Annotated in this window: 19 protein-coding genes; 14 read left to right on the top strand and 5 right to left on the bottom strand. The window is 70.2% G+C overall.

What is annotated here, in order from left to right:
• Positions 1 to 428: 428 nt before the first annotated feature.
• Positions 429 to 1,463, top strand: coding sequence for a hypothetical protein (locus ACIRJP_RS11680; RefSeq protein WP_404171455.1), 1,035 nt, complete (start codon positions 429 to 431; stop codon positions 1,461 to 1,463).
• Positions 1,464 to 1,529: 66 nt separating this feature from the next.
• Here ACIRJP_RS11680 and ACIRJP_RS11685 read toward each other — a convergent pair whose 3' ends face one another.
• Positions 1,530 to 2,846, bottom strand: a complete 1,317-nt coding sequence (locus ACIRJP_RS11685) for a D-arabinono-1,4-lactone oxidase (protein WP_404171458.1) — start codon at positions 2,844 to 2,846, stop codon at positions 1,530 to 1,532.
• Entirely contained in the window at positions 2,809 to 4,050 is a 1,242-nt protein-coding gene (locus ACIRJP_RS11690) for an MFS transporter (protein ID WP_404171461.1), read from the bottom strand. The genes ACIRJP_RS11685 and ACIRJP_RS11690 overlap by 38 nt, the downstream gene beginning before the upstream one ends.
• Positions 4,051 to 4,203: 153 nt before the next feature.
• Between ACIRJP_RS11690 and ACIRJP_RS11695 the strand changes: the two genes are divergently transcribed.
• Positions 4,204 to 5,331 (top strand): ferrochelatase, encoded by a 1,128-nt coding sequence (locus tag ACIRJP_RS11695; protein ID WP_404171464.1) that lies wholly within the window; start codon positions 4,204 to 4,206, stop codon positions 5,329 to 5,331.
• A 36-nt stretch (positions 5,332 to 5,367) separates the two neighbouring features.
• Positions 5,368 to 6,186, top strand: a complete 819-nt coding sequence (locus tag ACIRJP_RS11700; protein ID WP_351262567.1) for an inositol monophosphatase family protein — start codon at positions 5,368 to 5,370, stop codon at positions 6,184 to 6,186.
• A gap of 126 nt (positions 6,187 to 6,312) precedes the next feature.
• Here ACIRJP_RS11700 and ACIRJP_RS11705 read toward each other — a convergent pair whose 3' ends face one another.
• Positions 6,313 to 6,486, bottom strand: coding sequence for a hypothetical protein (locus ACIRJP_RS11705; protein ID WP_164495334.1), 174 nt, complete (start codon positions 6,484 to 6,486; stop codon positions 6,313 to 6,315).
• Between the two features lie 371 nt (positions 6,487 to 6,857).
• Between ACIRJP_RS11705 and ACIRJP_RS11710 the strand changes: the two genes are divergently transcribed.
• From ACIRJP_RS11710 to ACIRJP_RS11725, 4 genes are all read left to right on the top strand, one after another.
• A complete protein-coding gene (locus tag ACIRJP_RS11710) occupies positions 6,858 to 7,511 on the top strand; it encodes a response regulator transcription factor (protein WP_072485872.1) in 654 nt (217 codons plus the stop codon).
• 6 nt (positions 7,512 to 7,517) lie between these two features.
• Positions 7,518 to 8,747, top strand: a complete 1,230-nt coding sequence (locus ACIRJP_RS11715) for an ATP-binding protein (protein ID WP_351262571.1) — start codon at positions 7,518 to 7,520, stop codon at positions 8,745 to 8,747.
• A gap of 405 nt (positions 8,748 to 9,152) precedes the next feature.
• Entirely contained in the window at positions 9,153 to 9,449 is a 297-nt protein-coding gene (locus tag ACIRJP_RS11720) for a DUF4193 domain-containing protein (RefSeq protein ID WP_003965732.1), read from the top strand.
• 12 nt (positions 9,450 to 9,461) lie between these two features.
• Complete coding sequence (locus tag ACIRJP_RS11725) at positions 9,462 to 10,439, top strand: hypothetical protein (RefSeq protein ID WP_404171469.1); 978 nt, start codon at positions 9,462 to 9,464, stop codon at positions 10,437 to 10,439.
• A 73-nt stretch (positions 10,440 to 10,512) separates the two neighbouring features.
• On the opposite strand, the gene ACIRJP_RS11730 is transcribed toward ACIRJP_RS11725, so the two are convergent.
• Entirely contained in the window at positions 10,513 to 10,968 is a 456-nt protein-coding gene (locus tag ACIRJP_RS11730) for a DUF3093 domain-containing protein (RefSeq protein ID WP_404171472.1), read from the bottom strand.
• 58 nt (positions 10,969 to 11,026) lie between these two features.
• Here ACIRJP_RS11730 and ACIRJP_RS11735 point away from each other — a divergent pair, with 58 nt between their 5' ends.
• From ACIRJP_RS11735 to ACIRJP_RS11765, 7 genes are all read left to right on the top strand, one after another.
• The gene (locus tag ACIRJP_RS11735; RefSeq protein WP_404171475.1) at positions 11,027 to 11,611 is read left to right on the top strand and encodes a PaaI family thioesterase; all 585 of its coding nucleotides are present in this window, start codon (positions 11,027 to 11,029) and stop codon (positions 11,609 to 11,611) included.
• A complete protein-coding gene (gene dut, locus ACIRJP_RS11740) occupies positions 11,611 to 12,144 on the top strand; it encodes a dUTP diphosphatase (protein ID WP_404171478.1) in 534 nt (177 codons plus the stop codon). The genes ACIRJP_RS11735 and dut overlap by 1 nt, the downstream gene beginning before the upstream one ends.
• Before the next feature lies 1 nt (position 12,145).
• Positions 12,146 to 12,919 (top strand): DUF3710 domain-containing protein, encoded by a 774-nt coding sequence (locus tag ACIRJP_RS11745; RefSeq protein ID WP_388658161.1) that lies wholly within the window; start codon positions 12,146 to 12,148, stop codon positions 12,917 to 12,919.
• Between the two features lie 357 nt (positions 12,920 to 13,276).
• The gene (kdpF, locus tag ACIRJP_RS11750) at positions 13,277 to 13,366 is read left to right on the top strand and encodes a K(+)-transporting ATPase subunit F (RefSeq protein ID WP_361448262.1); all 90 of its coding nucleotides are present in this window, start codon (positions 13,277 to 13,279) and stop codon (positions 13,364 to 13,366) included.
• 7 nt (positions 13,367 to 13,373) lie between these two features.
• Positions 13,374 to 15,077 (top strand): potassium-transporting ATPase subunit KdpA, encoded by a 1,704-nt coding sequence (kdpA, locus tag ACIRJP_RS11755; protein ID WP_404171482.1) that lies wholly within the window; start codon positions 13,374 to 13,376, stop codon positions 15,075 to 15,077.
• Entirely contained in the window at positions 15,074 to 17,200 is a 2,127-nt protein-coding gene (kdpB, locus tag ACIRJP_RS11760) for a potassium-transporting ATPase subunit KdpB (RefSeq protein WP_404171485.1), read from the top strand. The genes kdpA and kdpB overlap by 4 nt, the downstream gene beginning before the upstream one ends.
• 22 nt (positions 17,201 to 17,222) lie before the next feature.
• The gene (locus ACIRJP_RS11765; RefSeq protein WP_404171487.1) at positions 17,223 to 17,891 is read left to right on the top strand and encodes a potassium-transporting ATPase subunit C; all 669 of its coding nucleotides are present in this window, start codon (positions 17,223 to 17,225) and stop codon (positions 17,889 to 17,891) included.
• A 53-nt stretch (positions 17,892 to 17,944) separates the two neighbouring features.
• Here ACIRJP_RS11765 and ACIRJP_RS11770 read toward each other — a convergent pair whose 3' ends face one another.
• Positions 17,945 to 19,384, bottom strand: coding sequence for a M1 family metallopeptidase (locus ACIRJP_RS11770; RefSeq protein WP_404171490.1), 1,440 nt, complete (start codon positions 19,382 to 19,384; stop codon positions 17,945 to 17,947).
• Position 19,385: the final 1 nt, after the last annotated feature.

Below are 19,385 nucleotides of genomic sequence, written 5' to 3' on the forward strand. Positions count from 1 at the left end.
CCCGGGTGCAGCCTGCCACAACATTGCCGTGTTGCCCGGCGTGTCGGGCGTGAGCCCTTGATCGCCGGTATGACACGGTGACCTATTCTGCAACAGAAAGTGACCGCTGGTCACCTCATGTAGCCAGTCGCCGTGCGATGCCGTGGCGCCGCCGGATCGAGTGCCTCCTTCGGCCCCCTCCCGAAGATCCCGGACACCCGCTCGGGAGTCCGGCCCCAGGGCTCGCCACAGTACTCCATTCGGGCCACCAGGGTGGACCGCCGCGCCGTCGAAGTTCTCGTGAGGTGCGGAGTTGGGCTACCCGGCCCCGGGTGGCGCACCCTTCACGCGTGTCCCGCTTCACAGAATCCCCCGAAGCGGAACTAATCCCTTCGCTCAAGTGTCCCTTCCTGTTGCATGGTGGGAGAGATGTCAATCAAGGGCTGGAAATGGTGCAGAAGCCGGAAAATGACATAGAACCCAAGGAAAGGCGAATAGATCTGAGCCTGCCGCAGGTGGCGGGCAGCGCCGTGGCAGCGGTCGCGGCAGCGGTGGCCGCTTCCCAGCTTGGTGTGTACGGAACGATCCTCGGCGCCGGAGTGATGAGCGTCGTCGCAACCTGCGGGGGTTCCGTCTTCCAGCACTTCTTCCGTCGCACGGGGGAGCAGATCCGCGAAGTCACCGTCCAGGTGAAGCACCCGGACCGCGAGGTGACGGTGCATACGCGTGAGACGAGCGGTGCGCGTGCGACGAAGGGGACGCGGCGGCCGCCGACCGGAGCTCCCCGAGGAGCCGCGGATGCCGAGGACGCCACCACGGTGCTGCCCGCCATGGACGCCACGACCGTGCTGCGCAGGGCGGACGGCACGGTTCCGCCACCCGCCCCGGCCGACGATCCGGACCGCACCCGCATGCTGCGGCCCCTCGACGCGACCCAGCTGCTCACCACGGCACGCCCGGCCCCGGACGAGGAGTTCTCCGAAGCCAGCACGCACGGCACCCGGATCCGGGGCTGGAAGCGGTCGGCGCTCGGCGCGGCGGTGGTCTTCGTCCTCACGATGGCCGGAATCACCACGTACGAGCTGGTCTCCGGCAACGACCTGAGCGGCGGTCAGGGCACGACCGTCGGCTCCGTCGTGCGTGGCGGCGAGCGGGGTTCCGGGTCGGACGGTCCGGCGCCGTCGACGAGCACCGGCCCCGGCCAGGAGCGGACGCCCGGTCAGGAGAGCGGCGCGACGTCCGGTACGGACCCGCAGGGCGGCGCGAGCCGGAGCCCCGACCCGGGACAGGGCGACCGCTCCCCGGCCGATCCGACGCCCGGCCCCACGCAGTCCGGCAGCACCGGTGACGGTACGAACCCGCCCCCGGCGGCCACTCCCTCCCCGTCGGCCCCCACCGACGGCGCCACCGCCGGCACGGACCCCCCGGGGGAGATCCCGGCACAGGGCAACGGCGCCACCGCGGGCACGGACACCGGGCAGTGACGAACGGCCCCGCGCTCCGGGGCAGGTACGCCCGGCGCGCGCGGGGCCGTCGCGGGCCGGAAGGCCCTACTCGCCCAGGACCCGGCGCAGGTAGTCGTTGCCGAACAGCCGGTCCGGGTCGAGCCGGTCGCGTACGGCGGTGAACTCACCGAACCGCGGGTACACCCCGGCGAGGTACTCGGCGTCACGGGTGTTGACCTTGCCCCAGTGCGGGCGGCCGGCGTGGGCGGTCATGATGCGCTCGACCGCCGTGAAGTACGCCTGGTAGGGCGTGCCCTTGTAGAGGTGGACGGCGATGTACGCGCTCTCGCGGCCCGAGGCCGTGGAGAGCGCGATGTCGTCCGCCGGGGCGGTACGGACCTCCACCGGGAAGCTGATCCGCAGCGGCGAACGCTCGACCATCGCCTTCACCTCGCGCAGGGCCTCCGCGGCGGCCTCGCGCGGCAGCGCGTACTCCATCTCCACGAAGCGGACCCGGCGCGGACTGGTGAAGACCTTGTAGGGGATGTCGGTGTACGTACGGGCCGACAGGGCGCGGCTGGAGAGCTTGGCGATCGAGGGAATGGTGGCGGGCACCGCCCGGCCCAGCGAGCAGGCCACCTGGAAGATCCCGTTGGAGAGGAGCTCGTCCTCGATCCAGCCGCTGACCTTTCCGGGCGGGGCGGCGGGGCCGGCGCTGCGGTTGTTGCGCTTGGTGTTGCAGTTCCCGGTGTGCGGGAACCAGTAGAACTCGAAGTGCTCGTTCTCGGCGACCAGCTCGTCGAAATCGCCCATGACCCGGTCGAAGGCCATCGGCTCCTCACGGGCCGTCAGCAGGAACACCGGCTCCACGGCGAAGGTGATCGCCGTGATGACACCCAGCGCGCCGAGCCCGATCCGGGCGACGGCGAAGATGTCGGCGTTCTCCTTCTCCGAGCAGGTCAGCACCGTGCCGTCGGCGGTGACCAGTTCGAGGGCGCGGATCTGCGCGGATATGGACGCCGAGTCACGGCCGGTGCCGTGGGTGCCGGTCGAGGTGGCTCCCGCGACCGTCTGCTCCATGATGTCGCCCATGTTGGTGAGCGAGAGGCCCTCGCGGGCCAGCGCCGTGTTCAGCCGCTTCAGCGGGGTGCCGGCCTCGACGGTCACCGTCATCGCCTCGCGGTCGATGTTGCGGATGCCGGTGAGCAGGTCCGGGCGGATCAGCACACCGTCGGTGGCCGCCGTCGCGGTGAAGGAGTGGCCGGTGCCGACCGGCTTCACCCGCAGACCGTCCTCGGACGCCCGGCGCAGCACCTCGGCCAGCTCCGGGACGGAGGCGGGGGACACGGCCCGTACCGGTCGGGCGCTGACATTCCCCGCCCAGTTACGCCACGCGTTCGTCGTCGTCCGTGCGTCGGTCATCTTCCGCGCGCCCTTCCATGAGAACCGGCCCGCTGAGCCGGCGATACCCCAGGAACGCCACCGCGGCCGCGAGCGTTCCCGCCGCGACGGGCACCGCGTACCCCGCCTCGGCCCCCGACGCGTCGACCACCCAGCCGGCGGCCGAGGAGCCGAGCGCCACTCCGACGGCGAGCCCGGTGCTGGTCCAGGTCATGCCCTCGGTCAGTTCGGCGCGCGGTACGTGCTGCTCGACGAGGGCCATGGTGGTGACCATCGTCGGTGCGATGGCGAGACCCGCGACAAAGAGCGCCACGGCCAGGAACGGCAGGCTCCCGGCCAGTTGGAGGGGGATCATACTCACGGCCATCGCACACACGCCCACCAGCCACCTGGTGGACGCCTTGCGCTTGAGATGGAGCAGCCCGAAGACCGCTCCGGCCAGACAGGACCCCAGCGCGTACACGGCCAGTACGAGGCTGGCCGCGGCCTTGTGGCCCCGTTCCTCGGCGAAGGCCACCGTCACCACGTCGACGGACCCGAAGATCGCGCCGGTGGCCACGAACGTCACCACGAGCACCTGGAGGCCCCGGGAGCGCAGCGCGGAGCCGCCGGTGTGCTCCCGGCGCGGATGCGGCACGGGCTCGGTGGCCCGCTGCGCGGTCAGCCAGAGGACACCGACGAGCAGGAACCCGGCCGCCAGGAGCGGCCCCGCCTCCGGGAACCAGGCGGTGGACAGACCGATCGAGATGATCGGCCCGAAGATGAAGCACACCTCGTCGACGATCGACTCCCACGAGTACGCGGTGTGCAGCTGCCGCGGCGAACCGCGGTAGATGGCCGCCCAGCGGGCCCGGATCATCGAACCCACGCTGGGCACGCAGCCGGCGCCCGCCGCGAAGACGAAGAGCGTCCAGTCGGCGAGCCGCTGCTGCGCGCAGAACAGCAGCCCGGCCACCGCCGCCAGCGCGACCAGCGTGGCGGGACGCAGGACCCGGCGCTGTCCGTGCCGGTCGACGAGCCGGGAGATCAGCGGCCCGATCACCGCCGCCGACATCGCCAGCGTCGCGGAGAGCGCGCCGGCCAGGCCGTAACGGCCCGTGAGCTGGGAAATCATGGTCACCACACCGATGCCCATCATGGACAGCGGCATCCGGCCGAGGAAACCGGCCGCCGAGAATTGCTTGGTGCCGGGGGCGGCGAATATCGCGCGGTAGGGACTGGGCAAGGAGGGCTCCGGAACAGCGTGGTCGCACGCGCCTGTAATACGTGAACGTAACCGATACAGCTTACGGTCGGCGCGACCGGTCCGGCAGCGGGGCCTGCCCCGGAGCCGACGTCGGTGGGAAGGCTGTCCGAGACGGGTGGCAGGATCGGTGCCATGTCCGATCTGCGCGATCCCGCCCCCTACGACGCCCTGCTGCTGCTCTCCTTCGGCGGCCCCGAAGGCCCGGACGACGTGGTCCCGTTCCTGGCGAACGTGACCCGTGGCCGAGGCATCCCCGAGGAGCGGCTGAAGGAGGTCGGCAAGCACTACTTCCTGTTCGGCGGCGTCAGCCCGATCAACGCCCAGAACAGGGCCCTGCTGGACGCCCTGCGCAAGGACTTCGCCGAGCACGGGCTGGATCTCCCGGTGTACTGGGGCAACCGCAACTGGGCGCCGTACCTCACCGACACCCTGCGCGAGATGACCGCCGCCGGGCACCGCCGCATCGCCGTCCTCGCCACCAGCGCCTACGCCTCATACTCCGGCTGCCGGCAGTACCGCGAGAACCTCGCCGAGTCACTGGCCGTGCTGGAGGCGGAGGGGCTGCCGGTGCCCCGGGTGGACAAGCTCCGGCACTACTTCAACCACCCCGGCTTCGTGGCACCCATGGTGGACGGCGTCCTCGCCTCCCTGGCCGACCTCCCCGAGGACGTACGGGCGGGGGCGTACCTCGCCTTCACCACGCACTCCATCCCCACCTCCGCGGCCGACACGTCCGGCCCCGTGGAGACGCACGGCGACGGCGGCGCCTATGTCGCCGAGCACCTCGACGTCGCCCGGCTGATCGTCGACGCGGTGCGCGAGGAGACCGGCGTCGAGTACCCCTGGCGGCTCGTCTACCAGTCGCGCAGCGGCGCCCCGCACATCCCCTGGCTGGAGCCCGACATCTGCGACCACCTGGAGGCACTGCACGCGGACGGGGTGCCCGCCGCGGTGATGGCCCCCATCGGATTCGTCTCGGACCACATGGAGGTCCTGTACGACCTCGATACGGAGGCCACCGCGAAGGCCGCCGAGCTGGGGCTGCCGGTGCGCCGGTCGGCGACCGTCGGCGCCGACCCGCGGTTCGCCGCGGCCGTGCGCGAGCTGGTGCTGGAGCGCGCCGCCACCGAGCGGGGACAGGACGTGCGGCGGTGCGCGCTGGGCGCGCTCGGGCCGGGCCACGACCTCTGCCCGGCCGGCTGCTGCCCGGCCAGGGTCCTGAAGCCCGCCGCGGCGGGCGCCGACAGCCCGTACGCGTAACCGCCCCGCCGCACGCCCACGAACCCCTGGAGAGCCGTGACCGACCCGAACCTGTCCGAACTGCTCGCCCTCGCCCTGGAGGCCGCCTCGCGCGCGGGCGCGCTGCTCCGTGACGGCCGTCCGGCCGATCTGGGAGTGGCCGCGACCAAGTCCAGCCCGATCGACGTCGTCACCGAGATGGACCTCGCCGCCGAGAAGCTCATCACCGGCTTCCTGACCGAACGCCGCCCGCAGGACGGCTTCCTCGGCGAGGAAGGGACCAGCGCCGAGGGCAGCAGCGGCATCCGCTGGGTCATCGACCCGCTCGACGGCACCGTGAACTACCTCTACGGCCTCCCCACCTGGGCGGTGTCCATCGCCGCCGAACGGGACGGTGTGCGGGTCGTGGGCGTGGTGGAGGCGCCGATGCGCCGCGAGACGTACCGGGCGGTGCTGGGCGGCGGGGCGTACGCCGAGGGCGGCGCGTACGGCGACGGCGCCGCGCTGCGCTGCCGGCCCGCGCCGCCGCTCGACCAGGCGCTCGTCTCGACCGGTTTCAACTACGTCAGCGAGGTCCGCACGCACCAGGCGGACGTGGCCCACAAGCTGATCCCGCGGTTCCGGGACATCCGGCGCGGCGGCTCCGCCGCCGTGGACCTCTGCGACGTGGCCGCGGGCCGTCTCGACGGCTACTACGAGCGCGGGCTCCATCCCTGGGACCTGGCGGCGGGCGACCTAATCGCCCGCGAGGCCGGTGCGCACACCGGCGGGCGTCCCGGGCTGCCCGCAGACGGTGATCTGACGGTCGCCGCCACGCCGGGCGTCTTCGAGCCGCTGCAGGCCCTTCTGGAGGAGTTCGGCGCCTGGCACGACTAGTAGGGCCTGTCCGGCGGATCATGGCCGGGGTCGCGGGCTGTCGTCAGGCTGCCGTCTGCCGCCCGGCGCGCGAGAAGGGCCCCCGACGCCGGTCCCGGCGTCGGGGGCCCTTCTCGCGTGACGTGCTCAGACGCTGGTGGCGCCGATTTCGACGCCGTGCTCGGCGGCGAGGCGGTGAAGGTCGTCCAGCTCGCTCTGCTCGACGTCCGCGAGGAAGTCGTCGCCCGTCTCCCGAGCTCTCGTGAGGTCGTACTCGGTAGTCTTGATCCGCTGCAGCAGACCTGCGGTGAAAGCGTCCATAATGCGCCCCCTCATCGTGGGTCGGTGGCACGGGGGTGTGCCCGGGGTTTCCCTCCGCACGGAGGCGGTAGGGCGGTGATCACGCGCTCTCCGGGGACGGAGTGGCCTGTGGTACGCCACATTCAAGGCGTGATCTCGGGTGTGAATGCGTCCTCCCCGGGCCGGAACCCGGGGAAACCTCAACTGGCCGGAAAATCCGGTGAATTCCGCCGAGCCCCAGGTCGCGGGGCGTCGTCTTACCGCCGGTTTATGCGCGTTGAGTGCAGGATGGTGCCGCACAGACCTGTGCCGACAGGTGTCCGGACCACGGACCGTCGGCACTCCGGGACGTTCTGAAGTTTCTACGTAGGTTTCTAAGGAAGGACAGCGCCGTGCGCGTACTCGTCGTGGAGGACGAGCAGCTGCTCGCCGATGCGGTGGCCACCGGATTGCGCCGGGAGGCCATGGCCGTCGATGTCGTGTACGACGGTGCGGCGGCCCTGGAGCGCATCGAGGTCAACGACTACGACGTCGTGGTGCTGGACCGGGATCTCCCCCTGGTCCACGGTGACGACGTCTGCCGTCGGATCGTCGAGCTGGGCATGCCGACCCGGGTGCTGATGCTCACCGCGTCGGGCGATGTCAGCGACCGCGTCGAGGGCCTGGAGCTGGGGGCCGACGACTACCTGCCCAAGCCGTTCGCCTTCAGCGAGCTCACCGCGCGGGTGCGGGCGCTCGGCCGGCGTACGACGGTGGCCCTGCCGCCCGTCCTGGAGCGGGCCGGCATCAAGCTCGACCCCAACCGGCGCGAGGTCTTCCGGGGTGAGACGGAGGTCCAGCTCGCACCGAAGGAGTTCGCCGTGCTGGAGGTCCTGATGCGCAGCGAGGGTGCGGTCGTCTCGGCCGAGCAGCTGCTGGAGAAGGCCTGGGACGAGAATACCGACCCGTTCACCAATGTCGTCCGGGTGACGGTCATGACGCTGCGCCGGAAACTCGGCGAGCCGCCGGTGATCGTCACCGTGCCCGGTTCCGGCTACCGGATCTGACGGCCGATGCCCACCGCCCCCGCACCGCCGACGGCGCCCCCGAAGCCCACCTGGGAGCCCAAACAGCAGGAGCCCCCCTACTGGCTGCGCCCGACCATCCGGATACGGCTCACGCTGCTCTACGGCGGCATGTTCCTGATCGCCGGAATCCTGCTGCTGTCGATCATCTACATGCTGGCCGCGCAGGCCCTGCACGTGGGCAGCGAACTGCCGTTCAAGATCGTCAACGGGCAGGTCACCAGCGATGTCTGCAACCTGCCCGAGAAGGCATCTCCGGAAGCCTTCAACGCGGCGATGAACTCCTGCGTCAACCACCAGCGGCAGCAGGCGCTCGACACGCTCCTGAACCGCTCGCTGCTGGCCCTGGTGGGGCTGAGCGTCATCGCCTTCGCCTTCGGTTACGCGATGGCCGGGCGCGTGCTCTCGCCGCTGGGCCGGATCACCCGCACCGCCCGCAGGGTGGCCGGGACCGACCTGTCCCGGCGGATCGAGCTGGACGGCCCGGACGACGAGCTGAAGGAGCTCGCCGACACCTTCGACGAGATGCTCGACCGCCTGGAGCGGGCCTTCACCGCCCAGCAGCGGTTCGTCGGCAACGCGTCGCACGAGCTGCGCACGCCGCTCGCGATCAACCGCACACTGCTGGAGGTCCACCTGTCCGACCCCCAGGCCCCGCCGGAGCTGAAACAGCTCGGGAAGACCCTGCTGGCCACCAACGAGCGCAGTGAGCAGCTGGTCGAGGGCCTGCTGCTGCTGGCCCGCAGCGACAACCAGATCGTCGAGCGCAAACCGGTCGACCTCGCCGAGGTCGCCTCGCGCGCGATCGACCAGACCCGCGGCGAGGCCGAGGAACGAGGCGTGGAGATCCGCGGCGAGCGGGCCCCGGCCGTCGTCCAGGGCAACGGCGTCCTGCTGGAGCGGATCGCGCTGAACCTCGTACAGAACGCCGTGCGCTACAACGTCCCGGAGGAGGGCTGGGTGGAGGTCACCACCGAGCTCCAGGGCGGTCAGGCCCTGCTGGTTGTCTCGAACACCGGCCCGGTGGTGCCGGCGTACGAGATCGACAACCTCTTCGAGCCCTTCAGACGGCTCCGTACGGAGCGAACGGGCAGCGACAAGGGGGTCGGGCTCGGCCTGTCGATCGCACGCTCCGTGGCGCGCGCACACGGCGGCCGTATCATCGCGGAGCCCCGTGAAGGTGGTGGTCTTGTGATGCGGGTCTCACTGCCCGTCTGAGACGGCCGGGCGGACCGATCCGGGCACGAATTAATTTGTTCGCTTTGAGCGGAATTTTCGGGACCTGCGCCCGGATCGTCCGTGTGTGATCGATCACAGGAGCGAATTTCGGACCGTCAACGCTCCGTGATCAGGAACCCCACCGGAAAACCCGCAAAAGTCGGGGTTTTCGGGGCCCGATATCACGGGAAGTACACGGGGTGGCGCCCGTGAAGCGTGACACCGGGACCGTGTACGGTCCCCATCGCCACCCAAGCCGGCCACTCCCGAGCGGCCCTTTTGGGTGTCGATTGAGTAACAGACCTTGATGTGAGGCAAAATCTCCGCCTCGGGTCGGGCACAAGTCCGGCCTCTCACGCGTTACGTGCGCTGAGACACCGCAGACACCCAGAGGGGGAGAGCGACATGGCAACGGATTACGACACCCCACGCAAGACCGATGACGACGTCGACCAGGACAGCCTCGAAGAACTCAAGGCTCGCCGGAGCGACAAGACGGCGTCCGCCGTCGACGTCGACGAATTCGACGCGGCCGAAGGACTGGAGCTGCCCGGCGCAGACCTGTCCAACGAGGAACTGGCCGTCAGGGTCCTGCCCAAGCAGGCCGACGAGTTCACGTGCATGAGCTGCTTCCTCGTGCACCACAGGAGCCAGCTGGCACGCGAGAAGAACGGCCAGCCGATCTGCCGCGACTGCGACTAGGTCGCACCGACCGTGGCAGGCGACACACCGTTCCGGAAGCGGCGCTTGCGACGCAAGGGGTCGTCGGAGGCGTATCAGGGCGGCACAGGCCCGGCAGAAGGCGTGACAACGCCGGCCGAGCGGTCCGCCCTGCCACCCTCCCAGGGCGAGTGGGACGGCGAGCGAGGCCGGCCGGCCTCGCTCGAAGCAGTCGTCGCGGCAATCGAAGAAGCACATGCGGCGACCGAGGAAGTCGACGCGGCCGATGGGGCCGGACAGGTCGACAGGACGGAGCCCGTGACCGGGGCAGGCCGTCTGAGTTCAGCGAAACGGGGCGTACGCAAGGGCGGGGAGAGCGCCAAGGCGGCGATCGGTCATATCGCCGACCTGATCATCGAGAACGCTCCCCGCGTCCCTGTGCGCGATCTCGCCACCCTGCGCAAGCAGTTCCCCGGGCTCGGCCCGGAGGAGCTCGCCGACAAGCTCATCGCAGGCGCGAGCAAGGGCACCGCCACCGTGGGCGCCGGTATCGGCGCGGCGGCGATGATGCCCGTACCGCCCGCCATGCTCGCCGAGCTGGCGGCGGAGATCACCGGTGTGGCAGCGATCGAGATGAAGCTCGTCGCCGAGCTGCACGAGGTCTATGGACAGCGTCCGCCGGGCGGGCTCGGCCAGCGTTCCGGCGCCTACCTCACGTCCTGGACGGAGGAACGCGGAATCGATGTCGCCCGCCCCGCGACGGTCAACGCCGCGCTGGGCGGCCAGATGAAGCGCGAGCTGCGCCAGCAGATCACGAAGCGCATGGCGCGCGATCTGCCGAACCTGGTTCCGTTCATGATCGGCGCCGCCGTCGGCGCGATGATGAACCGGCGCGACACCAGAAAGCTCGCCGAACGCGTCAGGAAGGACCTGCGCAAGCGCCAGGTCCCCTGGGACCGGCTCCCCGAGCTGCCTCCGCTGGAGCGGCAGGTGGGCCCCAGCGGACCTCTGCCGGGCGAGTTGGAGGCCTAGGTTCTCTCGGGTCGCGGGGCCTGTGAACGGCCCTGACGGCCCCGCCGAGGGCTTGGGGTGCCCCCTGCCCGGATCAGGCGCGTACAGCCGTGAGCGCCGCCACCAGGGCCTGCGGCTCGCGGGTCGAGAGATAGACGTACGGGGTCGGGTCCTGCGGGTCGGTGATCTCCACCCGGACCGCCGTCGGGATGTAGCTGCGCAGCAGCATGAACGCCCGGGTGTCCGCCTTGTACGTGCGCCACGCGCGCGCCTCCTCCCCCTCCAGCACCTCGGCATCGCCGAGCGCCGTCACGGGGATCCGCGCGTCTCCGGCGACCAGGGCGCCCGCCACCACCCGGATCCTGGCCGAGCCGTACGAGCTCACCACGACCGCCGACAGGGCCGTGCCGCCCACCAGGCCGGCCAGCAACGGCAGGGTGCCGAGCGGCAGCAGCATCAGCGCACAGGCGATGCCGACCAGAAGGGCGATGAGCCACCACGAACGGGGTGCGGTCAGTCGTTCGTCGAAAGGCGGGGTGGAAGGCTGCATGAACCCAAGCTTGGCACGGCGCGACCCGCGGGTAGCCTCGCGGGTAAGGTCTGCGCCTGTGAGTGGAACATCTGCGGCTCTGAAGCCCCCGGCCGACGCGGTGATACCGGTTCGGCACCCCGAAGCCCCGGCCCCCGGCGAACTCCTCGGTGCGCACTACGAACACTGTTTCGGCTGCGGCGAAGGACAGCAGCACGGGCTGCACCTCCAGGCGCGGGCCGGCGACGGCGTCAGCGTCACCGCCGAATTCACCGTGAAGGCCGCGCATCAGGGCGCCCCGGGGCTGGCGCACGGCGGCATCCTGACCACCGCGCTGGACGAGACGCTCGGCTCGCTGAACTGGCTCCTGCGGGTGATCGCCGTGACCGGACGGCTGGAGACCGACTTCGTGCGCCCGGTGCCGGTGGGCACCGTGCTGTATCTCGACGCCGAGATCACCGCGGTGCACGGCCGAAAGATCTACTCCCGGGCGACCGGCCGGATCGGCGGCCCGGACGGCCCCGTGGCGGTCCGGGCCGAGGCCGTCTTCATCGAGGTCAAGGTCGACCACTTCATCGAGAACGGCCGCCCGGCCGAGATCCAGGCGGCGATGGCCGACCCGGACCAGGTCAGGCGGGCCCGTGCCTTCGAGGTGAACCCCTGATGCGCGGACCCGTGGACGTACTGATCCGGCGGATCGACCCGGACGTGCCGATTCCGGCCTATGGGCACCCGGGCGACGCCGGAGCGGATCTCGTGACCACCGAGGCCGTCGAACTCGCCCCCGGCGAGCGGGCTGTGCTGCCCACCGGGGTGTCGGTCGCGCTGCCCGACGGATACGCCGCCTTCGTCCACCCGCGCTCCGGCCTCGCCGCACGCTGTGGAGTCGCCCTGGTGAATGCCCCGGGGACGGTTGATGCCGGGTACCGTGGAGAGATCAAGGTGATCGTCATCAACCTCGACCCGCGAGAGCCCGTGAGGTTCGAGCGGTTCGACCGGATTGCCCAACTGGTCGTCCAGCAGGTCGAGAAGGTGCGCTTCCACGAGGTGGCGGAGCTGCCGGGTTCGGCCCGCGGCGAGGGAGGCTTCGGATCCACCGGAGGGCATGCCTCCGGTGATGTCGATGGCGTCAGGGGCGGGAACACCCAGGGCGGGAACAGCTACGCTTCGGTCGTACCCGACCGGGAAGGACAGTGACGTGTTCGGACGTCGCAAGAAGAGTGGTTCCGCCGAGGACACGGCGGACGAAGCGCGCGAGGCCGAGCAGGTCGTCGACGAGCTCGATGACACCGACGGCGCCGACAGCGGCTCGCGTCGGGTGAACCTCCCGCCGGCGCCGCGGCCGGACGGGCCGTGGGACGTCTCCGAGGTCTCCCAGCCCGCCGAGGGCCGGGTCGATCTGGGCGGCATCTTCGTGCCCGGCGTCGAGGGCATGGAGCTGCGCGTGGAGGTGGCCGGTGACGCGATCGTCGCCGCGACCGTGGTGCTGCGCGACAGCGCCGTCCAGCTCCAGGCCTTCGCCGCGCCCAAGAAGGAGGGCATCTGGGGCGAGGTCCGCGAGGAGATCGCCTCCGGCATCACCCAGCAGGGCGGGATCATCGACGAGGTCGAGGGCCCGCTGGGCTGGGAGCTGCGTGCCCAGGTCCCCGTACAGCTTCCGGACGGAACGAACGGCGTGCAGCTGGTGCGCTTCGTCGGCGTCGACGGTCCGCGCTGGTTCCTGCGCGGAGTGATCTCCGGCCAGGGTGCCGTGCAGCCGGAGGCCGCCGGGCTGCTGGAGACGATCTTCCGGGACACCGTGGTCGTCCGGGGCGAGGGCCCCATGGCGCCGCGCGACCCGATCGTCCTCAAGCTGCCCAACGATGCCCAGATGGTCCCCGAGGGGGTCCAGCAGGAGAGCCAGGAGGGCTCGAAGTTCTCCGGTGGCATGGGCCAGCTCCAGCGCGGACCCGAGATCACCGAGGTGCGCTGAGCGACTCCGGGCAGCCGCCCGGCACAGCTTCGGCCGGTGGGCCGTATCCCCTTGCGAGGGGATACGGCCCACCGGCCGTTCTGCGTCCGGGGCGGTTTCCGGACAGCGCACGAGCAGCGCACGGAAGGTGCGCGTATGGGGCGCGTATGGGGCACGTATGCGCGCCGTCAAGGGCCCGACGTTCCCCGTAAGGAAGCCATCAACGCAGGCCAGAAGGGTCGTGGCGGGAGGTTTGCTCAAGAGGTCCGAGAATCCGTACCTCATCTAGGAGCACACGATGGCCGATGTGGCCTTCGTCGTCACCACGATCGCGGTCTTCGCGCTGGTGGCTCTCGTCGCCAAGGGGGTGGCGAAGCTGTGACTGCCGAAAACATCGTCGGTCTGGTAGTGGCCGTCGCCCTGCTGGGCTATCTCATCCTCGCCCTTCTGTACCCGGAGAGGTTCTGAGCGCGAAATGAGCCCCGTCCTCGCTGGTGTGCTCCAGGTCCTCGCGCTCGTGGTGGCGCTGGGGCTGGCGTACCGTCCGCTCGGCGACTACATGGCCGGTGTCTACTCCTCGACGAAGCACCTCCGGGTCGAGAAGTGGATCTACAAGGCTGTCGGCGTCGACCCGAACGCGCAGATGCGCTGGCCCGCGTATCTGCGCGGGGTGCTCGCCTTCTCCGCGGTGAGCGTCCTCTTCCTCTATCTGCTGCAGCGGCTCCAGGGCCCGCTGCCCGGTTCGCTCGGCTTCGCCTCGATCGACCCGGACCAGGCGTTCAACACGGCCGCGTCGTTCGTCGCCAACACCAACTGGCAGTCGTACTACGGCGAACAGGCCATGGGCCACGTCGTGCAGACCGGCGGACTCGCGGTGCAGAACTTCGTCTCGGCCGCCGTCGGCATGGCCGTGGCGATGGCCCTCGTACGCGGCTTCGCCCATCCCCGAGTTCTCGGCTCCGCTCGAACAGGGGAGACCCCGTCCCGCACCGGTGAACTCGGCAACTTCTGGTCCGACCTGGTGCGCGGCACCATACGGATCCTGCTGCCGATCGCCGTGGCCGGCGCGCTGCTGCTGGTGGCCTGCGGCGCGATCCAGAACTTCGCCGGCATCCACGAGGTCGGGCAGTTCATGGGTGGCTCACAGCAGTGGAACGGCGGCGCCGTGGCCTCCCAGGAGGCCATCAAGGAGCTGGGCACCAACGGCGGCGGCTACTTCAACGCCAACTCGTCCCACCCGTTCGAGAACCCCAACGGGCTGTCCAACCTCCTTGAGATCTTCCTGATCCTGGTCATCCCCTTCGCGCTGACGCGGACCTTCGGCCGGATGGTCGGTTCGCTCAAGCAGGGTTACGCGATCCTCGCGACGATGGGTGTCATCTGGCTGGGCTTCACCACCCTGATGATGTGGACCGAATTCTCCCACCACGGGCCCGCGTTCGATATCGCGGGCGGGGCGATGGAGGGCAAGGAGACCCGGTTCGGGATCGCCGGCTCGTCGATCTTCGCGGTGGCCACGACCCTCACCTCCACCGGTGCGGTGAACTCCTTCCACTCCTCGTACACGGGCTTCGGCGGCGGGATCACGATGCTGGGCATGCAGCTCGGCGAGATCGCGCCCGGAGGCGTCGGTTCCGGCCTCTACGGGATGCTGGTCATGGCGATCATCGCGGTGTTCATCGCCGGGCTGATGGTCGGCCGCACACCGGAGTATCTGGGGAAGAAGATCGGCACCCGTGAGATCAAGCTCGCGGCCTGCTACATCCTGATCACCCCGGCCCTGGTGCTCTGCTTCACCGCCGCGGCGATGGCGCTGCCCACCCCGCCCCACTCGATGACCAACACCGGCGCACACGGATTCTCCGAGATCCTCTACGCCTACACCTCGGGCGCGAACAACAATGGTTCGGCGTTCGCCGGGCTCAACGCGGACACGCAATGGTTCAACACCACGATCGGTCTCGCGATGCTGCTCGGCCGGTTCCTGCCGATGGTGTTCATCCTGGCGCTGGCCGGCTCGCTCGCCGAGCAGAAGCCCGTACCGGCGACCGTGGGAACCCTGGGCACGCACAAGCCGCTGTTCAGCGGACTGCTGGTCGGCACGATCCTGATCATCACCGGGCTGACCTACTTCCCGGCCCTGGCGCTGGGGCCGCTGGCCGAAGGGCTGGCGTCATGACCACTCGTACGGAGCAAGAGGACTCGATGTCCACTGTCACCCCCACCCGGGCACCGCACCAGGACGCGCCCACGGGTCACCAGAGCGAAGGGCGCGTCGGCGCGGGTCTGTTCGATCCCGCGCAGCTGATCCGGTCCTTCCCCGACGCCGTGCGCAAGCTCGATCCCCGGGTGATGGTCAAGTCCCCGGTCATGTTCGTCGTGCTGATCGGTTCGGTGTTCACCACGGTGCTGGCGTGCCTGGACCCGGGGGAGTGGTTCGGCTGGGCGATCGCGGCCTGGCTCTGGCTGACCACGATCTTCGCCAACCTGGCGGAGGCGGTCGCCGAGGGCCGCGGCAAGGCGCAGGCCGACACGCTGCGCAAGGCCAAGACCGACACCGTCGCCCGGCGGCTGATCGGCAAGAACGAGGAGCGGGTGCCCGGCACCGATCTGCGCGTCGGTGACCTGGTGGTCTGCGAGGCCGGTGACATCATCCCCGGCGACGGAGACGTCGTCGAGGGCGTCGCGAGCGTCGACGAATCCGCGATCACCGGCGAGTCCGCCCCGGTCATCCGGGAGTCCGGCGGTGACCGGAGCGCCGTCACCGGGGGGACGAAGGTGCTCTCCGACCGCATCGTCGTCAAGATCACCACCAAGCCCGGCGAGACGTTCATCGACCGGATGATCGCCCTGGTCGAGGGTGCCGCCCGGCAGAAGACGCCCAACGAGATCGCGCTGAACATCCTCCTCGCGTCCCTCACCATCGTCTTCCTGCTCGCCGTCGTCACCCTCCAGCCCTTCGCGATCTACGCCGGGCAGCGGCAGTCGATGATCGTGCTGACCGCCCTGCTGGTCTGTCTGATCCCGACGACGATCGGCGCACTGCTCTCCGCGATCGGCATCGCCGGCATGGACCGCCTGGTGCAGCGCAATGTGCTCGCCATGTCGGGGCGGGCCGTCGAGGCCGCCGGAGACGTCTCGACGCTGCTGCTCGACAAGACCGGCACCATCACGCTCGGCAACCGGCAGGCCGCCGAGTTCGTACCCGTCAGGGGCACGACCGAGGCCGAACTGGCCGACGCTGCCCAGCTCTCCTCGCTGGCCGACGAGACGCCCGAGGGCCGTTCGATCGTGGTGCTCGCCAAGGAGAAGTACGGGCTGCGCGAGCGCCACCAGGGCGAGCTGCGGCAGGCCGACTGGGTCGCGTTCACCGCCCAGACGCGCATGTCCGGCGTCGACGTCGACGGGCGCAAGGTCCGCAAGGGCGCCACCGGTTCGGTCGTCGCCTGGGTCAAGGAGCGCGGCGGCAGCGTCCCGCAGGACGCGCAGGCACTCACCGACAGGATCTCCGAGGCGGGCGGCACGCCGCTGCTGGTGGCCCTGGAGGACGAGCACGGCGCCCGGGTCCTGGGTGTCATCCACCTCAAGGACGTCGTCAAGGAGGGCATGCGGGAGCGGTTCGACGAGCTGCGCCGGATGGGTATCCGTACGGTCATGATCACCGGCGACAACCCGCTGACCGCGAAGGCCATCGCCGATGAGGCCGGCGTCGACGACTTCCTCGCCGAGGCCACGCCCGAGGACAAGATGGCCCTCATCAAGCGGGAGCAGGCGGGCGGCAAGCTCGTCGCGATGACCGGTGACGGCACGAACGACGCCCCGGCGCTCGCCCAGGCCGATGTCGGCGTGGCCATGAACACCGGCACCTCGGCCGCCAAGGAGGCCGGGAACATGGTGGACCTGGACTCCAACCCCACGAAGCTGATCGAGATCGTCGAGATCGGCAAGCAGCTGCTCATCACGCGTGGCGCCCTGACGACGTTCTCGATCGCCAACGACGTCGCGAAGTACTTCGCGATCATTCCCGCGATGTTCGCCGTGGTCTATCCCGGCCTGGACAAGCTCAACATCATGCAGCTGTCCTCGCCCCAGTCCGCGATCCTGTCGGCCGTCGTATTCAATGCGCTGATCATCGTCGCGCTGGTGCCGCTCGCCCTGAAGGGCGTGCGCTACCGGCCCAGCAGCGCCGACTCGATGCTCCGGCGCAACCTCGGGATCTACGGACTCGGCGGTCTGGTCGCCCCGTTCATCGGCATCAAGATCATCGACATGGTCATCTCCCTCGTACCCGGGCTGAACTGAATTAGGAATCGGCTGACCTGCCATGAACAACTCCGTAGCAAACACCGCCCGGTTGCTCTGGGCCGGGCTGCGCGCCCTGCTCGTCCTCACCGTCGTCTGCGGCGTGCTCTACCCGCTCGCCGTCACCGGCGTCGCCCAGGGCATCTTCCCCGACAAGGCCAACGGCTCCGAGATCACAGAGAACGGCAAGGTCGTCGGCTCCGAACTCATCGGCCAGCGCTACGACCTGCCGCTGAAGAAGGGGCAGGAGACCGCGGCCCCGGACCTCAAGTGGTTCCAGCCGCGCCCCTCCAACGGCCTGGGCACCAACAGCGTCAACACCCGGTACAAGCTGATCCTCTCCGGCGCGACCAACCGCTCCGGCGACAACAAGGAGCTCATCGACTGGGTGAAGGCCGCCAAGGCCGCCGTGGTCAAGGACAACTCCGTCCCCGGCCACCCGGTCAGCCCCTCGGACGTGCCGGCCGACGCCGTCACCTCCTCCGGCTCCGGCCTCGACCCGGCCATCTCCCCGGCGTACGCACAGCTCCAGGTGCGCCGGGTCGCCGAGCGGAACCACCTCCCCGTCGACCGGGTGGAGAAGCTCGTCGAACAGCACACCGACGGCCGGATCCTGGGCTTCGTGGGGGAGCCGAGGGTCAATGTCCTCCAGCTCAACATCGCACTCGAGCAACTGGCCGACGGGGCCTGAGGAAGCGCGAGCGGCGAGGCGCGGGGGCAGGACCCCGCGCCTCGCGCGCCCGTTCACCTGGCCGGCGTGCCCAGGGAGCCCGGGTAGAGGTACTTGTGCGGCGGGAGGACCGTGCCGTCCACCCAGGCCGCGAAGAAGCCCTTGAGATCCTTGCCCGACACCTTCGCCGCCAACGCCTCGAACTGCCGGAACGACGCATTGCCGTACGCGTGGTCGCGGGTCCAGGCCCGGAGCGTCCGGAAGAACGCCTCGTCGCCCACCGTGCGGCGCAGGGCGTGCAGCATCAGCGAGCCCTTGGAGTACAGAGCCGGGTCCAACTCCTTGCCCGGACCCGGGTCGTAGAGCCGGACGGACCAGAACGACGGGTCGTCGCGGTACTCCGCCACCTCGGACCGATAGTAGTCCCGGTCCAGGTCGGCGCCCTTGTGTTCCTCCCACAACTGCCCGGTGTACTGGGCGAAGCACTCGGCGGCGCAGCCGTCCCGCCAGTCCTTGAACGAGACGCTGTTACCGAACCACTGGTGGGTGTTCTCGTGGACCATCGAGGCGTCGAAGAGCATGGAGCCGTAGGTGGGGCGGCTCTGCGTCTCCAGGGCGAGGGGGCCGTCGGACGGCTCCTTCGAGGCCCCGACGACGATGGCCCCCGCGGAGGAGAACGGGTACGGACCGAACTTCGAGGCCAGGAAGTCCAGGATCTCCGTCTGCTGGGCCTCCGCCTCGGGGTCGATCACGGCGTCCGGGCTGTACGCGGTGATGACCGGCGTTCCGGCGGCCGTCCGGCTGCGGTGGACGGTGAACCGGTCGATGGCGACCGTGCTGAGGTACGTGGCCATCGGCCGGTCCTCGAACCAGCGGAAGGTCCTTCTGCCGTCCTTCACGCTCTCCGGGCCGGGCAGTCCGTTGCCGACGGCCGTCCAGCCGTCGGGGACCGTCGCGGTGAGGGCGAAGGTGGCCTTGTCGGACGGGTGGTCGTTGGCGGGGTACCAGGAGGTCGCGGAATGCGGCTCGCCCGCCACGTTCGCGCCGCCGCTGCGCAGGGTGTGCCAGCCCTCGGGGTCGGGCCTGCCCGCGTACCTCACCCGGACCTCGAACGTCGCGCCCTTTGCCACCGGGCGGGCCGGGGTGATGAGCAGTTCGTGGGCGCCGGCCCGGGAGAACGTCTTCGCCGGCACGCCGTCCACCTCCACCGATGCCACGGTGAAGCCCTTGAGATCCAGGCCGAACCGGTCCAGGCCGGTCAGGGCGCGGGCGGTGACGGTGGTGTCGCCCTCCAGACGGTCGGTGTGCGCCGGGTCGTAGGAGATGCGGACGTCGTAGTGGGAGACGTCGTAGCCGGAGTTGCCGTCGTCGGGGAAGTACGGGTCGCCGAGACCCGGTCCGCCGATGGCGGCCGAGGCGGGGACGGTGGCCAGCACGGAGCCGCACACGACCGCGGCCACCAGGGCGGCGACGGTCCTGCGGCGTCGGTGCAGTCGGTTCTGGAGTCTGCGCATG

Origin of the sequence: Streptomyces sp. NPDC102437 (assembly GCF_044765565.1) — a bacterium.
In the GTDB taxonomy this organism is placed as follows: Bacteria; Actinomycetota; Actinomycetes; order Streptomycetales; family Streptomycetaceae; genus Streptomyces.